Raw genomic sequence first — 17,558 nt, forward strand, 5'->3', positions numbered from 1 at the left:
GTGTTTTTTGGGCAAGCGCCCGACGGTCGCACGCGCAGACCGTGCGACTGTCAGGACCGCCTCGCTAACATTTCGCTCAACCACGGAACCGTGCGTCCACAGTCTGCGTGAACCGCCGGCGTACTCGTGATTGATCGTTACAACAATGATCTCTCGAGCGTCAACGTTGACTGCGCGGCGTAAAGCAACAGATGTGCCGGACTCTGATGATGTGGTGTGAAAAAGACCGAAGGAGTTACGCTTTAACGGGTTAGTGTTGTATCACCAAGGTGTGTGACTACAGTGCAGGAGGGGTTTGCTGCGCGAATTCGCGCAGTAAACCTCTCGCCGCGTCGCGCAGCAGCAAAACTGTCTAGTGAAAAGTCGGTGGGCCGGCAGAGTGTGGTCTCGGCGCGTGTGCAAAAGCAGGGGATATAAACCTCAGTCGGTTTTCATACTGACGAGATAGTCGTCTTTTCCGCTTATGACGGCCACCGCGGGTTCGCAGTCGTAGCAGATCGTGATATACAGGCGGACCGTGCTTTCGACCGGGTGGCCGTTGACTATTCTTGCCTTGTAGTCGTAGCGGAAGACAATCGCATCCTCGGTTACCGATCTGAATCCCCGGCCGGGGGGCTGTTCACTGATGAACTGATATGATATCGTTTCATCTTCGTGAATGGTGATATCGACGACGACATAGCCGGTGTCGCTTCGGTGAGCGGTCATCGGCCAGAAGATATTGCTGACCGCAATCATGGCGCATCGATCATGACCGCGTAAAATCAGGTCGGGTTCGCTCGCAGCGGGGAGATCGAAACGGGCTGCGACCGGCAGCAGCCAGTTCTCTGCGGGCAGGCCGAAGTCGGTGTCGCCGCCCGAACCGTCACCGTCACCGGCCTGCGCGTATATCACGGCGGGATCACCCAGTTCGAATCCAGGGAGAGGGGACAGTGGTTGGTCGTTCGGGATAGTCAGAGTCAGGGAGACGCGCGGCGTATCGGGGATGATTCTGATGCTTGCCAGCAATCCTCCTGCGAACACGGCGTGTGCGCGCTCGCCGGCAGTCGGCGCAGTGTGCCGTCCCGGGCCGCCGCTGCGAAAGCCTGTCGGCAGCGTTGGTTCGCTAACGGTGAAGCGAACCAACGTGGATGGTCCGGGCCCGAAACACAGGCTGCCGATCACAACGGCGACGACGCTTGAAATGGTGACGATCAGCAGGCTGATCGCCATATTGCGCTGATAGGAGCGTTTGTGGTCCAGTCCCAGGTATCGCCAATGACCTTGCGATTGCACTTTTGCGACTCCCTCCACGTACGACGAGCCCACTGTCCCGATTCTCATACCGCGAGTTACGCGGCAGCGGCAGGACACGAGGGTATGGTGAACTTACCAGGTTTCAAATGGCCCAACAAGCCAGAAGTCGGGCGGAAACACCGCCTGGAATACACAGAACAGCGCCCACGCCGCGCAGGACGACATGCCGACGCATCCGCCCGCACAGGTCGCAGGGACGCCGTCGATCGCGACATTGATCGGGTCAGCGGGTCCGATGGCGAACGCGACGGACTGCGCGCAGGCCACAAACAGGACCAGCAACATCAGCACGGTAACCATCTTCTTCAGCATCCTGAACTCCTTTCAAGAAGATCCGCTTTCTGATTCCGTTCGGGATTGATTCCTATATCCCCCGCGAAGATTCCGATGGCAGTTCCTCCCTGTATAGAAGTTATCGGCACCTACGAGGCCGAACTGACGGCGCCCTACAGTCGATCTTTGTCCGACAGTCGCGTCAAATCGCGACGCGACATCATTATCTGCACAGCGCGTTCGTCCTTCACGAGCGCGAGGATGTTAAAGGGATACGCAGCCCGGAGCAGACCGGAAGAAACCCAGCGGTCCCGTTCCACCGGAAGTCCGTCCGCGAGTTCCGCCCGGACGATCAACGCATCAAACAGGCCACTGACTTCACAGCCGCAATGGCGATTGAACACGAGCATGACGGCTTGAGTCTCAGGGTTGCTTCTGACGATGAAGCCGTGCTGGGGTAGTTGCGAATCGAACAGGAACACCGAGTCCTGACGTAACGAGTCGTAGAGACGCCAGTAGAAATCGGCGAGGCCGGCGGTGACGGACGAATCCGGCAGGGAGGCGTCGAGATCGACGATGTACACCTCGACCGGATGCGGATGGGCCTGGTCGGACACCTGCCGGGCAATTGCCCGCGCACGGGGTACAATGAAACTCAAGAAGAAGATCAGGCATAACGCGGCCACAAAACCGATTGAGGCGAACACGTAGATCAGCGCCTTGTACAGCGTGACGCCCTGTCTTCTTTCTATTGCCTGCGGCTTTGATTGCATGGGCAACTTCCTCTCCCCTACTCAAACATCCAAATATCGATCAGATGCAGCAGGCCAAACACCGCACCCGCCACCCAGTAGCCTTCGCGTCCGCGAAACGAAAACACGCGCTGCATTCCGGAACCGACCACGACAGCCTGCCACACCAGCGGAAGACTGATAGTGAGCAGAAACAATTCGTAGAAGTCTCCTGGGCGGCCGCCCAGAGCGAGGACAATCGGACGGAGACTGATTTCAATGGAGGTCGTTCGGGTGAGCAGTATCAGGGGAAGCAGGAGGTACGCGCAGAGGATTGCGATGGTTTCGCCCAGGATAGCCACATACAGGATTCTCGAGAAGGTGCGCGGCGCGGAAAGCGAGCCGGGGTGGCTGACACCGATCGGGCCGGCGCCTTCGGCTGAACCGGTCAGCCGTGCGACGAACAGCGCCGCTCCCCACAGAAGGGCTGCGGTGAGAAGCGGTTTTATAATTGGAGAGATAATCCCCATCAACACCGTGAGAATCTCGATGAATCGGGCGGCCTGTGCGGTATCAATCGGCTGGCGGTCCAGGTACGCCGTTTTCGCCGCAAGGAATGTTTGGGCTTCGATTCGACAGGTAAGCAGCGCGAACACCAGTGAGAGCAGAATCAGGGCAGTCCAGAGCGCGCGGGTGTGGGGTCGGTTGTGGAGCGCGTGGAGTACGAAGGGATCGACGACGAATGTGGCGACGCTCGGGTTCACCGATTGGGCGCTCTCTCGATGCATGGACAGCCCCTCGTGAGAGAGTTAAAAGAGATTCAGTTTATCCGGATTGGACCGTGCGAGATGAGTGAACCGGTGATTATTCGATGCTGATAGAATTACAGTAAACAACTTCAGTGCCGGTTTTTTCGGGCATACCGCATAAAACTTATGCGCATGGGGATCAAGCGCTTAGGCTAAACGGGACGGGTGGCGGGGAAGCCGTGTGAGTGCATAAGGTGCGCGAATTCGCGCAGGTGCCGCGCGGAAATTCGCGCAGCTATCGGAAGCTATGGTGCGACAAGAGGATAAAGCCGCGCTATTTCGCGCAGCATTTTCGCGCAGTGGGGACCAGCACGATCGGGAGCGTGTGGGAAAGTGATCACTTGATCAGCGAGCGGAGGAGTTTCAGGTTGCGGATGTCGTCGGAGAGCGTGTCGTCTTTCGGTGTCTCCAGCACCATCGGGATGTTCTTGAGGCGACGGTCGTTCATGAAACTGCGGAACGCCTCGATACCGATTTCCCCGTCGCCGATATGCTCGTGACGGTCGCGGCGTGAGCCGAGCCCCTTCTTGCTGTCGTTGAGGTGAATCACTTTCAGCTTGTCAAGACCGATCACGGTATCAAAGGACTTCAGAGTCGTTTTGAAGTCTTTCGGATCTGACAAGGGATAGCCGGCGGCGAACGCGTGGCAGGTATCGAGACAGACGCCGACATGTTCGCGGTCGTCGACCCGGTCGATGATCGCGCGGAGTTGTTCGAAGGTGTGACCGATAGTCGTTCCCTGTCCGGCGGTCGTTTCGAGGCAGAGCGTGACGGTATTGGCGGGGACGCTTTCGAGAATGCGGTTGATGTTGCGGGCGATGGCGGCGATTCCTTTCTCTTCGCCCGACTCCATGTGGGCTCCCGGGTGGAACACGAGGCCGGGGATCTTGAGCGTGTTGCATCGCTCGACCTCTTCCTTCAGCGCCAGGAACGATTTTTTGTTCAGCGCTTTGTCGGGGGATGCGAGGTTGATCAGGTAGCTGGCGTGCGAGCAGGCGACGGTGATCCCGGTTCGCTCGATTTCGGCGAAGTATCGGTCGATCTCATCGGTGGTCAGGATCTTGGCTTTCCACTGGCTGTTCGACTTGTTGAACATCTGGACAGTATCGCAGGTGGCCCGCTCGCCGTTGAGGATGGCGTTAAACACGCCGCCGGCGATGGATTCGTGGGCGCCGAGTTTCGGCAGGCGCGTTCGTGGTTTCGTGCTCATGTCCGACTAGTCCTGCCGTTCGTCGATGATGCATTCGGCTTCGATTTCGACGAGGAAATCCTCTCGAATCAGCCCGGCGACTCCAACCATGGTGGCGGCGGGCCGGACGGACCGGAAGAACTCGCCGTGAGCCCGGCCGACCGCGTCGGCGTACGCGAGATCGGTCACATACATGCGGGTACGGACCACGTCATCAAGGCGACCGCCGAGTTGCTCGATTGCGTCGCGGATGATCTCGAGGCAGCGGACAGCCTGGCGGTACGGATCACCGGGAGCGGCCGTGGAGCCGTCGGGGGCCACCGGCGCGGTGCCTGACACGACTATCTGATTGCCGGCCCGCACAGCCCGGCAATAGCCGATTGGTTCTTCCCACGGTGAGCCGGATGAGACGCGCTGTCGTAGCATGTGATGACCTTTCATTTTCGCTGACGTCCCCTGTCAGTGGGACTGCCTTTCTTGTCCGATAAATACTGGAGTAAAGGGGTCGTTGATGCAAAAGTCAATCGTGATTCGCGACACCGGCGTATCGGTCACCGACATTCTTCGTGGTATCGGCAAGGGGTACACTTACGAACAGATCCTCAGGTATTTGCCGGCGCTGAACCAGACCGACATCATGGCGGCGGCGATGTTCGCGCATGATCTGATTATGGCGCAGGTATCAACCGAACACGAGATTCAAATCGAGGCTGAGATCAAGTTGATTGCGAACAAAGGGCAGGTGATCGACCTGACGAAGCTTCGCGAGAAGTTCCCGCGCGCGTACGAGAACTGGGAGTCGGGCGAAGACAACCAATTGGTTTCGATGCACCGTCAGGGTTTATCGATCAACGAGATTTCGGTGCAACTCAAGCGGCAGCCGGGAGCGATTGTCTCCCGGCTGAAATCACTGGGGGCGTTTTCCCGCGGCGACGCAAGCCGACAAGATCATCGGCCTAGCGGAGGTTCATCGAAAGGATCTTGATCTCGGTCATGTCCTCGATGGCGTACCGCACGCCTTCGCGGCCGATCCCGGAGTCTTTGATCCCGCCGTAGGGTTGGTGATCCGCCCGGAACGTGGGAACGTCGTTTATCACAAGCCCGCCGACGTCGACGTGCCGGAAGGCGAAGAAGACGTCGTCGAGCCGGTTCGTGAAGATACCGGCCTGCAGACCGAACGGGGTGTCGTTGAGATCATCGACGACTTTCCTGAAGTCCTTGTATTTCGTGACGGCGATCAGCGGAGCGAAGGCCTCCATCGAACAGGCCTTCATCGATTTCGTGACGTTTGTCAGGATGGTTGGTTCGACCAGGCGGCCTTTGATTTTGCCGCCGGTGACAAAGGTCGCGCCGCCTGCCCGAGCGTCGTCGAAAATGGCTTTCGTTTTTTCGATCGCGCGGTCGTCGACCATGGTCCCAATATCGGTTTTTTCGTCGAGCGGGTCTCCGAGTTTCAGTTTTTTGACGCGCGCGGTAATTTTGGAGAGAAACGGATCGAAGATTTTCTCCTGAACGAAAACACGCTGGACCGAGATGCAGGACTGTCCGGCCGAGCCGAACCCGCCTTTCACGACGCGTTCGACGGCGAAGTCGAGGTCGGCATCGTCGGCGAGAACGACGCCGGCGTTGCCGCCGAGTTCGAGCACGACGCGCGCCTTTTTCGCGCGGGACTTGATCCACCAGCCGACCGTATCGGATCCGGTGAACGAGATCAGTTTTATTCGCTCGTCTTCGATGAGCGGCGAGGAATCCTCGTTGGCGGCGGGCAGAACGGAGACGGCGCCTTTCGGGTAGTCGGTCTTGTCGATCAATTCGGCCAGCATCAGGGCGATAACGGGCGTTTTGGGCGCCGGTTTCAGGACGATCGTGTTGCCGGTGGCCATGGCCGGGGCAATCTTGTGCGCCACCAAATTGAGCGGAAAGTTAAACGGCGAGATACCGGCGATGACGCCGATCGGAAAGCGACGGATAAGCCCCAGGCGGTTTTCGGCGCCACGGGTCCAGTCGAGGTCGGTGATTTCGCCGCCGATCCGACGCGCTTCCTCGGCGGCCGTTTTGAAGACTTCGACGGCGCGGGCGACTTCGGCCCGCGAATCCACCAGCGCCTTGCCGACTTCCATCGACATCATCGCGGCAAACTTCTCGGCGTTGCGGCGAAGACCGTCGGCAACCGCCAGACATGCTTCTTCGCGCTGATAAGTGGTCAACTCGCGGGTTTGACGGAAGGCGTCGTGGGCCCGGGCGATTGCGGTCGTCAGGTCTTCTTTGGAGGCGCGGGCGACAGTCGCCACCAGTGAGTTGTCATACGGGTTTTCTACGCGGATGGTCTCCTTGCGGTCGACCCATTCTCCGGCAAGGTACATCTTGTATTTCTTCGCCATGGTCCTTTGTCCCCCGCGCGGCGGCGCGGTTTTATCGCTGTCGTTCCAATGCTTTGCAGTGTTCGGGCGTATCCCGGCTCTCCCCCGAGTCTTCCAAGTATACTGAGGAGCAGTCGGCTGCTCAATTGCAATCCTGACGTCCGAGGCTCGAAGCGACCTGGATCATCTCTTTCCACGGTCAACATCGGCGCGCCCCGGTGAGTTCATTTCCTGTGCAAATGGTATTGGACGCATCCCATACCTGTAGGGGGACAATGGACACGATTGCTGCGGACACGGTCCTTTCAAGGGCCGTTCCGAAGCGGGATGGCAGTATCCAATTGGTTGGACGGTAGGCACATAGGCGTCGACCGGAGAGGCGGTCGGGGAATTGTAGCGCCGTGGCATACTATTTACACCCTTTGCGCCAAACATGAGGAATTTCGACATGAAGATGAAACGCATACAGAATCAGGATGGTATCACGCTGCTGGAAGTGTTGATCGCCATGATCATCCTCACGTTGTCTCTGCTGGTGCTGTTGAACATGGCGATGGTTGCGCTCGACGGCAACGACTGGGCCAACCACACGACCGTAGCGACGCAGTTGCTTCAGGACAAGCTGGAGGAGTTGCGGGGCGACGGCTTCCCGGTGAGCGGCAGTGATACGGTCGGCGATATCGCGCGGACGTGGACGGTGACGGCGGTGTCGAGTCACTTGCGCCGGGTGGACGTGCAGGTGAACTGGCGCGATATCAGTGACGACCAGCAGACAAATTCGATAACGAGTTTCATACGGACCGATTCGGTGTAGGTGGTATATGAAGAAACTGAGCATACTGAAAAACTCGCGCGGCTTTTCGCTGCTGGAGGTATTGATCGCCCTGACGCTTACGGGCGTGATCACGGCGGCGATTCTCCAGGCATACGTCACGCAGCACCGCAACTACATGGTGCAGGATGACGTAACCGCCGTGCAGCAGAGCGCCCGCGCCGCGATCGATGAGATCGGTCGGCATGTCCGTATGGCCGGCAATGGTCTTCCGGCGGGCGTCGACGGTTTGATTCCGGTCAATTCCAACCCGGACAGTCTGTGGGTCCGATATCGAGTCGACAACTGCGAGGCGACCCTGGACACGACGATGGCGTCGGTGACCGCAGACATCATCTGCGCCGGCAGCGTGGGTTGTTTTGAGGCGGACCAGATCGCGTACATTTTCCATCCCGACTCCGGGGGTGGGGAGTGGTTCTGGGTGACCTCGGTGGACAGCGCGAACGGCCGGATCAGCCACGCGACGGCGCCGTTGTCGCAGGCCTACGTGGAAGGCGCGGTCGTGATGACGATGGAGCAGGTGCTGTTCTATGTTGATCAGACGACGACGCCGGACAACCCGCTGCTGATGATCCAGCTGCCGGGCCAGGCGGCACAGATCTACGCGGACAACGTCAGCGACCTCCAGTTCCGGTATCGCATTCAGAGCGGCGCGGTGGTCGACAATCCGCTGCTGATCGAAGACGTGCGGGAGGTTCTGATCAGCGTAACCGGCCGCTCGGAAACGCCGGATGCCGAGGCCGATGAAGACGAGCAATATCGCGAGCGCACGTACGCATCGGCGATTCACTTACGCAATATAGGCCTCTAACAGGCAGGTGCAGCATATGAACCGAACGAAACTGAAATCCGAACAGGGCATCGTCACCGTCATCGCCCTGATTATGGTTGGCATGTTGACGCTGATCGGACTGGCGGCGCTGTCGACGTCAGACGACGAAGTCAATATTGCCGGCAACGAGTTCCAGGAGATGCGGGCGTTTTATGCCGCTGAAGCGGGACTCGAGGCGGCGGCGGCGACGCTGCAGCACGAATATGAGTCGACGGGGGTTCCGCCGACCATCATGCCGGCCGGCAGCGACTCGGTCAACGGGTGTCGGGTCCGGTATATCACCGCGGACGACGGTCCTGCAACACAGCGCACGCTGACGACCGGCACGCTGGCGGGGCTGCACGCGCTGGTGAAGTCGTTTACCATCTCATCGGCCGGATACAAGTCTGCCGACCGCTCCCGAGTGGCGCTTCAGCAGTCATTTGAGACGGCGCTGGTGCCGATATTCCAGTTCGCGGTGTTTTACGGCAACGATCTCGAGATCGCACCGGGCGCCGAGATGACGCTGATCGGTCGCGTGCACTCGAACGGCAATCTCTGGGTGCAGGCGGCGAGCACGCTTCGCATGGACTCGTACGTGACGTGCAGCGGGGAGTTCCTGCACGGCCGTAAGGGACCCGGCAGCGTGGACGGCGGTGATGTCCGGATCAAGGACGCGACGGGTACCTATCGCTCGGCGCAGGCGAGCGCTCCGGCCGACGTCAACGGCGACGGCTGGTTGACGCATCTTGATACGAGCTGGTACAACCAGTCGGTCGACCGGTGGGACGGCCGCGTCCAGGACGGCGCGCACGGGCAGGGTGAATTGAACCTGCCGTTGTCGAACGCCGATGATCCGCACAAGATTATCGAACGCGGCAATTCCAACCCTGACTCCTACGAGCACAAGGCGACGCTGAAGTTTATCGACGGGCAGGCGTACCAGAAAGTCGGCGGCGTCTGGAACAACGTCACCGCGAGCATGATCGCGGACGGCGTCATCACGACTACGGCCAACAAGTTCTACGATCAGCGTGAGCAGACGTGGGTCGACGTGATGGACCTTGATATCGGCCGGATGTACGACGAGGGCTACGCGCCCGACAACGGCGTGGTGTATTTCTCGGATGAGATCAGCGGTTCGGGTGACTGGCCGGCGCTGAGGCTGAACAACGGCGCCCAGCTTGACGCGCCGCTGACTATCGCGAGCGAGAACCCGCTCTACACGAAGGGCAATTTCAACAGCATCAATAAGCAGCCTGCGGCTATCATGGGTGACGCCATCACGTTTCTTTCGGGGAATTTCGATGATTCGAAGAGTACGTTGGGCAAGGACAACCGGCAGGCGATCGAGACGACCGTCAACGTATCCTACCTGACGGGCAACACGGAGACGACCGCATCGAACTACAACGGCGGTTTCGAGAACCTTCCGCGCTTCCTCGAGGTGTGGTCCGGTCGTGCGTTCAACTGGAGCGGCTCGGCGGTCAACCTGTGGTACTCGCAGCAGGCTGACGGTCTTTGGGGCGGTTCGTATTACTCGCCGCCGGTCCGTAACTGGCAATATGACACGGATCTCGACGACCCGAACAAGCTGCCTCCCGAAACCCCGGTGGTGCGCATTTTCCAGCGCACCGGCTGGCGGCAGGTCAACGTCGGATATGCCGATGCAGCCGACGACTTCGACTGGGACGCGCTGGTTCCGACCAACTAAGAGGTGACGTCGCCGAAAGCATCGACGCACGACACCTTCGACGCCCTTACAACGAAAAGCCCGCCGCATGCGGCGGGCTTTTTGTTTGTGGCGAAAGGTCGGCGATCATTCGATTGTCACGTCGAACGGAAGTCGCGCGAGAAGCGTCGGGCCGTCGTCGGTCGATACCGTTGACGACCACAGCTTGTCCGGCGAGGTATCGCCTCGGGCGAGTATCGATGCGGCGGCACGGACCAGCGACCCTCCCGGAAGGATAAAGAGCGGGCGTCGCTCGGGGTACACAACGATATCGTAGTCGTCGAGTCCGAGCTGCGAGGCCGTATATTCCAGCGCTTGTTTGAGCCCGCCGATTTCGTCGACCAGTCCCGCCTGAAGGGCGTCGCGGCCGCTGAACACCCGCCCCTGTCCAAGCGCATCGACCGAGTCGCGGGACAGGGAGCGGTTGTCGCTGACAAGGTCGACGAAATGGTTGTAGAACGCCTGCAGCTGGTAGAAGTACTTCGCCCGTTCGTCGTCGGTGAACGGTCGCGATGCGGTCATCATGCCCGCGTACTGTCCACGGGTGTAGAGTTCCTTGTGCAGAGCGATCTTTTCGTAGAGCCCGCTGAGATCCGCCTTGCCGCCAAAAATGCCGATTGAGCCGGTGATCGAGCCTTCGTCAGCGAACAGGCGGTGCGCCGGCATACTGAAGTAATAGGCGGCCGACGCCGACACGTTTGCCATCGACACGACCAGAGGTTTCTGCCGGGCGGCGAGATCGACGGCGCGATGGATCGATTCTCCGGCCAGCGCCTCGCCGCCGGGGGAGTTCACCCTGAAGACGATACCTTTGATACTGCGGTCGCCGGCCGCCTGTCGGAGTGCGCCGGCCATGGCGCCGGGGGTAACGCCCTCCCCCGCCAGAAACGGCATTGACGCCAATCGATCGACCACGTCACCGTCGGCTACCACGACGGCGATTTTCGGCCGAGGGGTCCAGGAGTCGTTGAGCAGAGTGTCGCGCAGATAGTGCTTGAAGGAGACCTGCGGTTGACCGGTCAAATACTCGCCGATCAAACGGTCGCGGTACAAGAGCCCGTCGACAAGACCGGCCGCGAGGGCGTCCTCGGACGTATACGGCCCCTGGTCGATCAGTGCGCGTACCGAGTCGGGGCTGAGTCCGCGACCGCGCGCGATGCCGTCCACGAACTGGTCGTACGTTTCATCGAGCAGACGGTCGACCTGTTCGCGGTATTCAGGCGAAGCCGAGCTGCGTGTAAACGGCTCGGCACCGGACTTATAGTCGCCGATCCTCAGTAATTCGACGTTGATGCCGAGTTTGTCGAGCGTGCCGGCATAGAAGGTGAGTTCCGCCCGCAAGCCGACCAGATTGACGCGACTGACCGGCGGGATGAGGATGTCGTCGCAGACCGACGCGACATAGTAAGCGATGTTGTTGGCGTCCTGGACGTAGCAGGTGACGGGCTTGCCGTGATCGCGAAAGAAGTGGAGCGCCGAGCGTAATTCCTGTGCCTGCGCCAAACCGAGGCGGAGCCGTTTGAGATCGAGAATCATGGCGGATATCGACGGGTCTTCGGCGGCTCGATAGATGGTCGTGAGCAAGGTCGCGAACGGTTCGGTCTGCGGGCCGAAGACAGGGCGCGGAGGATTCTCCGGCTGCTCACCGGACAGGGCGAGGGCGAGCCGGCGTTTCGGCTGATTGATTATGGACGTTTGTCGGTGGTTCGTCAGGCCCACGAATGCTATCGTTCCCCTGCCGTCACCCTCGTCGGTGAAGCGGCTCCGGGCGCCTGCAAAATACTCGACGAGATTCGTACGGAAGCCGAGCATGAAGTTGTGATGGGAGTCCAGGCTGCCATAGAGGTAGAGTCCGCGTATCGGCGTGTAGGTACCGTGGTAGATCCAGTCGGCATCGGACGTGCTCGTCCCGGTCGACAGCAGCATATCGGCAGCGAGGGTGGCTTTGGGGCCGAACGGCTGCAGGGCCAGCGAGTAACGCATTTCGGTTTCCGTGCGGTCACCGTCGACTCGGCCTCTGTTGAGATTGGAGAACAGCGCACCCCAGCGGACTTTGGGTCCGTACGCGCCCGACACCCCGATATTCCAGAAGTGGCGATTGTTGTAGAATCCGGGACCGTCGCTGAAGTACCGGTACGAGACGCCCGCCTGAATGCCGGACATGACCGGAAACCCGGCGGCCCAAATCCACTCTTTGTAGATGCCATCGGGACGGTCGAGATAGCGGTACGCGGAAGTCACATGATCGCCCGTCACCGCCCAGCCCCAGCTTCGTGCGACCTTACCGTCGAAATAGTCAGCCATAATCATCGCGGCGCGGGCACGGTATCGCGCCAGTTCCGCCGGGTTGGTCCAGGCGGCCTCAACGCCGAAGGCGTCGGCGGCGGGTACGTGAAAAAACACTCCGTCAGGAACAGGGATTCGGTCGATTGACTGGGCGGCGGAGTTTCGGGCGAACACACAGGCCAGGCAGAGGGCGAGGACGGTCGTGATTGTCGTGCATCTTCTCATTACTGATTATCCCTTCCTGTCCCCCGCAGATAGATGTTGCCCTTTCCGCGCACCGAGCCGCTGATACTGACATCGGCGTCACCGGAGCGAAAGGCAAGCCGGTTCGGCTTGACGAGGTCCGCCCGGAACGGGAGGCTGACGGCTTCGATGATGCTGTTGTCTTCGACAGAGAACGAGAAGTAGGCGGAAATGTCCGAAGGCACGGTCATTTCGATATCGTCGTATCGGTTGGTAACGACGAGCTGTCCGTTCGGCATCGAGAGGACTTCGATTGCGATCGGCTCGGAGGCGCCTCGGATGAAGCTGCTTTCGCCGGTCGCAACGAAGCCGACGATGTCGATTCTTCCGAAGCTGTTGCGGACATTGATTTGTCCGTGAACATCTTCGATGCGGATGTCGCCGCCGTCGTTACGAAACCGCGACGCGACCGAGGGCGACCGCACACCCGCCGCGCTCAACAGGGCGTTGGTGGTCGAGACGGTTATGTCGCCGGAGACGTCCTTGATCGTCACTCGCTGGTTCTTGGTGTCCAGTTCGAGCTTGCGGGTAACGCGGCTGACGTCGAGCCGGCCGTACGAGGACGGGATGTTGAGTTCGGCGAAGGGGCCGGTCGCCTCGATATCGAAATAAAGCGCTTCGACGCGCACTTCGCAGTCGACCGGCAGCGTGATACGCAGGTCGACCTGCCCGGATTCCATGTTTTCGCTCCACGGCGCGGGGTTGGGCGCACGAAGGTCGACGCGGATGTAGTCGGGAAGGGCATCCACGGTGACGGAGATGACGTCGATGTAGTCGAAAGCGCGGGAGCGCGAGTCGGTCCTCGCCTGCTTGGTATAGGTCGCGACAACATTTGAAGCGGGGCCCGTTTCGATACGCAGGCGCCCGGTCAGGTTCTCGGTCGAGCGAACCTGTACGCGCCGCCGCTGACCCATCGCCCTTGAGACGACCAATTCCGGGGTGGAGAACGATCCGCGTTCGATCTCGAATATATCCTGCGCGGACGCGGGCACGAGATCGCACAGCAGAGCCGCGATCACAAGGAGGAGTATACGTCGCAGAGGCGTCATGTCGTCCTTTCCCGAGTGAAGTCATAAATCTGTTTCATAAGTATCGACCCGGCGACGGCGGCATTGAGCGACTCCACCGCAGTTTCATGCTCCAGTCGGACGACCAGGTCCGCAGCCTGCAGCACGTTCGCGGACAGGCCTTCAGCTTCGGAGCCGACCGCCAGCATGAAAGGCGACCGGGCAGCGAGATCGCCGAGCGACGGGGGGTCGATCTGGCCAGTGTTGTCGGCCGCGATCAACTTCATCTGTCGCTTCTGGCGCAGACCGAGAACCTCATCAAGGCCGGCCTGTGCGATGGCCACGGCGAAGATCGAACCTGCCGAAGACCGGACGACTTTCGGCGCAAATGGTTCGGCGCAAGCGCCGAGCAGTCCGACCACTCCGAAACCGAATGCGGCCGCGGACCGGATCAGCGTTCCGAGATTGCCCGGGTCGCCTATGTTCTCACACAGAAGGACCTTACGAACGGAAGATCGGCAAAGTTCGGTGAATCGACCGTCGGGCACGGGAAAAACGGCCAGAATGCCCTGACTGGTCATCGTATCGGTCACCGACTGGATTCGCTGGGCTGAGAGTTCCTTGATCACGACGCCGCGCTTGGCGAACACCGTCACCAGCCCTTCGCCACGATCGGAGATCAGCGACGGCGCGTAGTAGATGGCTGCCGGGCTTGCTTGATTTCGATAAGCTTCCTCGAGCACACGAACGCCTTCGGCGACAAATTGTGCGTGTTCTTTTCGTCCTTTTTTCGTAAGAAGAGATTTAATATGTTTGAGTTCGGTACCGGTAATGGTCGCCATAGCGAGCCTTTCGCAAATCCAATGGTGGTAATGTCTTGAGACTTCGGCAGCTTATGCAAGCGAAAACTGTTTTCGTTCTATGCCTCACGCTGTTGTGGTTCGCGTCGTTGTGCCCTGCGGCCGAGGAACGAGTGCGCCTCGGCGGCCTCGACGGACTCGATCCACTCGGCGACTCTACCGACTATCCCGTGCTGCTGGCGCTGTCGGGCGGTGGCGCGCGGGGTCTTGCGGCGATTGGCGTGCTCAAGGCATTCGAGGAAAAAAACCTGACCATACGCGGCATCGCGGGCACGTCAATGGGCGGTATTGTCGGCGGCCTGTACGCCTGCGGCTATACTCCCGACGAGCTGGCGGACACGGTGGGCGCGTTCGACTTTTCCGAAGTTTTTTCCAACCAGCCGGCGCGATCGACAATGTTCCAGACACGGCGGGCGGACCGCGATCGTCATCTGGTCACGATCCGATTTGACGGGATTACGCCGTATATTCCGCAGGGGCTTACGACGGGCCAGAAGCTGACCGCGCTGTTCACGCGCCTGACCACCAAGGCGAACTACCTCGCGGGCGGCGATTTCAGTCGGTTTGTCGTTCCGTTTGTCACAGTCAGTACCGATGTGGTGTCGGGTGAACTCGTGCCGCTGCGAGGCGGTTCTCTGTCGGATGCGATGCGGGCGACAATGGCTTTTCCGCTCGCGTTCACGGGCGTGGAGACGGACGGGCGACTGCTGATGGACGGCGGCATGCTGGCGCCGGTGCCGGTCGACCTGGCGCGAGCGTTGGTGGATTCGGTGTCGTTCGTGGTGGCAGTCAATACGACCAGCCCGCTCGTCGGCAAGGACGACCTGACGACACCGGTAGATATCGCGGGTCAGGTGACATCAATCATGACCGCGGACCAGCTCCGCGATCAGTTGTCTCGCGCATCGTACGTCGTGACTCCGGCCATCGAAAGCTACTCATCGTCCGATTTCGACAGCAAGGACAGCCTGATTGCTTTGGGCTACCGCGCCGGTCTGAGCGCCGCCGACAGTATTATCGCACTCCAGGAAGCGCAGCATCGTGCGCGGCTCGTTCGCATACACGCGGTTCGGGTGGCGGGAGTCGATCGCTTTCATGCGGACCGGCTGCACGCCGAGTTGATCGACCGCCTCATGTCACGCCGCGAGCTTATCGCGCACCTGCGGTCCTTCTATCGGGAGGTCGAGCCCTTCCAGATAGAGGCCATCATTCGCGACGCGGTTTTGGATGAAGGGATGTCGTCCGACCACGCGGTCGACGTGGAGATAGTTGTCGAGCCGGCGTTGCCGCGAGAGCGCGTCACGGTTACGTTCGATAACAACGCCATTTATGACGACTCGACACTGACCTCACTCATGCGCCTGTCCGACGGCGATATCAGCGCACGCGATCTGCGGGCGGGTATCGACAGTATTCGGGCGCAGTATCGTCGCGACGGCTACGATTTCGCCGACATCCGCACGATCAGCTACAACCGGGACAGCGCCAGAGTGACGATTGCAGTCGACGAGGCAATTATCCGGCGAATCGACGTGGAGAACAACTCGCGCAGCCGCGACTGGTTGATCCGGTCGTACTTTCCCTTTCGGGTCGGTCAGCCGTACTCAACGTCGGGCGCCGCGCAGGGGGTTTCAAACCTCTATGGTACGGACCTGTTCGACCGCGTGAGTGTCGACCTCATTCCGTATCGAGGGGGGGCAATCGTCAAGATCCAGGTGGTCGAAAAAAGATATACGCAGCTTCGTGTCGGGTGGCACTGGGTTGACGAGTACCAGTCGGAGGAATTTTTCGAACTGCGGGATGACAACCTGTACGGCGTCGGTCTCGAGGCGCTCGCGCACGCCCGGGTGGGGAAGGATCGCTGGCAGTACTTCGTAAAGGGAAAACTCGATCGCATCTTTTTCACGTACATGACGGCGCAGACGCGCCTTTTCTACGAACGGATCGATCGTTCGCTGTTTTCGTCGCGGGGAGTCGAACTGGGCGAGCGCGAAGAGGAACGCTGGGGCGGCGAGTTTACGATCGGACAGCAGATTGCCCGGCTGGGCACGGTAACCGCTGGGCTCACCACCGAGGCAATCAGGTGGTACGACAAGGTCGAGGATGCGGGAAACCGCATGAGCCTGCGATCGCTGACGCTGGAATCCAGAGTGGAGAATCTCGATCACGTTCCCTTCCCGACATCGGGCAATCAGCACCATTTCAAGCTGCAGTTGACCGGGGAGGTTTTCGGCGGCGACGTGGAGTTCACGAAGTACTATTCGTCGCTGGAGTCCTACTGGACATTCGGCACGGCGCTCACGGTGCATCCCAGGGTCGCGATCGGGCTGTCGCGCACGGGCATGCCGCCGCCCGAGAAGTTTTACGTGGGCGGTGCACAGTCGTTCGTGGGATATCATACCGACGAGCTGTCGGGAGACAAGGTGTTTTTGTTCAACCAGGAAGTGCGGTTGAATCTGCCGCTCAACCTGTACGCGATCGCACGATTCGATATCGGAGACGTGTACTCGTCGACGGATCAGATCAAGCTGAGGAATCTCCGTCACGGGTACGGCGCGTTCGCGGCCTACAGCTCGCCGCTCGGCCCGATCGAATTCGGGTATGGGAGAGCGGATGACGATGTCGATCAGTTTTACTTCAATGCGGGGTTTGCGTTCTGACCAAAACCGTCACACGCAACATCTGCGCCGCGATAATGATAGTGTGTGACGGTCTTTGTTTTGCCTTGACAGGTACCGGGGCCCCGTCTATACTGCCAGTAGCACTGAGAGAAGTGCAGTACTCTTGAGACTCCCCATCCTCAAAACCTCTCAACCCTCCACTGCCGTTGGCGTACGCGCGAAAACGTGACAACGGATGGAGGAAAGCCTATGGAATGAATTGTTCCGGGGCGTCGCCCTGCAGGGATGAGAGCGACAGTCTCGGAAGACATCAAGAAGAGAGACAGACCAATCAGAAACGGCCTGTCGGCCGCCAGTGCCGGCCGGCCGACATCGGCGCTTATCCGACGAACAGGGATTGATCCACCGCCCGTTCACTGCGCGCTTGGGTGGTCGCAACAGTCCGGAGTGGCTCTCGGGACCGCGTTGCCGGTTCCTGAGGTATCGGGGAGTGTCCGGTGGAGATCCG

15 protein-coding genes are annotated in these 17,558 nt (G+C 60.1%); 5 read left to right on the forward strand and 10 right to left on the reverse strand.

Annotation, left to right across the window (positions count from 1 at the left end; translation table 11 throughout):
- Positions 1–420: 420 nt before the first annotated feature.
- The 6 genes from RBT76_13665 to RBT76_13690 all read right to left on the reverse strand — a co-directional run bounded on the left by RBT76_13665 (position 421) and on the right by RBT76_13690 (position 4,724).
- Positions 421–1,323, reverse strand: coding sequence for a hypothetical protein (locus RBT76_13665; protein ID MDX9858834.1), 903 nt, complete (start codon positions 1,321–1,323; stop codon positions 421–423).
- 45 nt (positions 1,324–1,368) lie between these two features.
- On the reverse strand, positions 1,369–1,608 hold the full coding sequence (locus RBT76_13670) for a hypothetical protein (protein MDX9858835.1): 240 nt from the start codon (positions 1,606–1,608) through the stop codon (positions 1,369–1,371).
- 134 nt (positions 1,609–1,742) lie between these two features.
- The gene (locus RBT76_13675) at positions 1,743–2,342 is read right to left on the reverse strand and encodes a hypothetical protein (GenBank protein ID MDX9858836.1); all 600 of its coding nucleotides are present in this window, start codon (positions 2,340–2,342) and stop codon (positions 1,743–1,745) included.
- A 17-nt stretch (positions 2,343–2,359) separates the two neighbouring features.
- Complete coding sequence (locus RBT76_13680) at positions 2,360–3,088, reverse strand: hypothetical protein (GenBank protein ID MDX9858837.1); 729 nt, start codon at positions 3,086–3,088, stop codon at positions 2,360–2,362.
- 358 nt (positions 3,089–3,446) lie between these two features.
- Positions 3,447–4,319: a deoxyribonuclease IV gene (locus tag RBT76_13685; GenBank protein ID MDX9858838.1), complete on the reverse strand. Its 873-nt coding sequence runs from the start codon at positions 4,317–4,319 to the stop codon at positions 3,447–3,449.
- Between the two features lie 6 nt (positions 4,320–4,325).
- Complete coding sequence (locus RBT76_13690; protein MDX9858839.1) at positions 4,326–4,724, reverse strand: RidA family protein; 399 nt, start codon at positions 4,722–4,724, stop codon at positions 4,326–4,328.
- Between the two features lie 85 nt (positions 4,725–4,809).
- Here RBT76_13690 and RBT76_13695 point away from each other — a divergent pair, with 85 nt between their 5' ends.
- On the forward strand, positions 4,810–5,283 hold the full coding sequence (locus RBT76_13695; GenBank protein MDX9858840.1) for a DUF433 domain-containing protein: 474 nt from the start codon (positions 4,810–4,812) through the stop codon (positions 5,281–5,283).
- On the opposite strand, the gene RBT76_13700 is transcribed toward RBT76_13695, so the two are convergent.
- On the reverse strand, positions 5,255–6,679 hold the full coding sequence (locus tag RBT76_13700) for an aldehyde dehydrogenase family protein (GenBank protein ID MDX9858841.1): 1,425 nt from the start codon (positions 6,677–6,679) through the stop codon (positions 5,255–5,257). The genes RBT76_13695 and RBT76_13700 overlap by 29 nt on opposite strands.
- A 427-nt stretch (positions 6,680–7,106) precedes the next feature.
- On the opposite strand from RBT76_13700, the gene RBT76_13705 reads away from it, so the two are divergent.
- The 3 genes from RBT76_13705 to RBT76_13715 are packed head-to-tail and all read left to right on the forward strand — an operon-like array spanning position 7,107 to position 10,015.
- Complete coding sequence (locus RBT76_13705; protein ID MDX9858842.1) at positions 7,107–7,472, forward strand: prepilin-type N-terminal cleavage/methylation domain-containing protein; 366 nt, start codon at positions 7,107–7,109, stop codon at positions 7,470–7,472.
- Between the two features lie 7 nt (positions 7,473–7,479).
- Complete coding sequence (locus RBT76_13710; protein MDX9858843.1) at positions 7,480–8,301, forward strand: prepilin-type N-terminal cleavage/methylation domain-containing protein; 822 nt, start codon at positions 7,480–7,482, stop codon at positions 8,299–8,301.
- A 16-nt stretch (positions 8,302–8,317) separates the two neighbouring features.
- Positions 8,318–10,015, forward strand: a complete 1,698-nt coding sequence (locus tag RBT76_13715) for a PilX N-terminal domain-containing pilus assembly protein (protein ID MDX9858844.1) — start codon at positions 8,318–8,320, stop codon at positions 10,013–10,015.
- A 105-nt stretch (positions 10,016–10,120) separates the two neighbouring features.
- Here the strand turns inward: RBT76_13715 and RBT76_13720 are convergent, their stop codons facing one another.
- Genes RBT76_13720 through RBT76_13730 form a run of 3 tightly spaced genes read right to left on the reverse strand, consistent with a single transcriptional unit; the run spans position 10,121 to position 14,411 of the window.
- On the reverse strand, positions 10,121–12,544 hold the full coding sequence (locus RBT76_13720; GenBank protein MDX9858845.1) for a S49 family peptidase: 2,424 nt from the start codon (positions 12,542–12,544) through the stop codon (positions 10,121–10,123).
- Entirely contained in the window at positions 12,544–13,611 is a 1,068-nt protein-coding gene (locus tag RBT76_13725; GenBank protein ID MDX9858846.1) for a hypothetical protein, read from the reverse strand. The genes RBT76_13720 and RBT76_13725 overlap by 1 nt, the downstream gene beginning before the upstream one ends.
- A complete protein-coding gene (locus RBT76_13730; GenBank protein ID MDX9858847.1) occupies positions 13,608–14,411 on the reverse strand; it encodes an RNA methyltransferase in 804 nt (267 codons plus the stop codon). The genes RBT76_13725 and RBT76_13730 overlap by 4 nt, the downstream gene beginning before the upstream one ends.
- Positions 14,412–14,464: 53 nt before the next feature.
- Here RBT76_13730 and RBT76_13735 point away from each other — a divergent pair, with 53 nt between their 5' ends.
- Complete coding sequence (locus RBT76_13735) at positions 14,465–17,089, forward strand: patatin-like phospholipase family protein (protein ID MDX9858848.1); 2,625 nt, start codon at positions 14,465–14,467, stop codon at positions 17,087–17,089.
- The last annotated feature ends 469 nt before the right edge of the window (positions 17,090–17,558 follow it).

It is taken from the genome of Candidatus Zixiibacteriota bacterium, from assembly GCA_034003725.1.
Taxonomy (GTDB): Bacteria; Zixibacteria; MSB-5A5; order GN15; family FEB-12; genus WJMS01.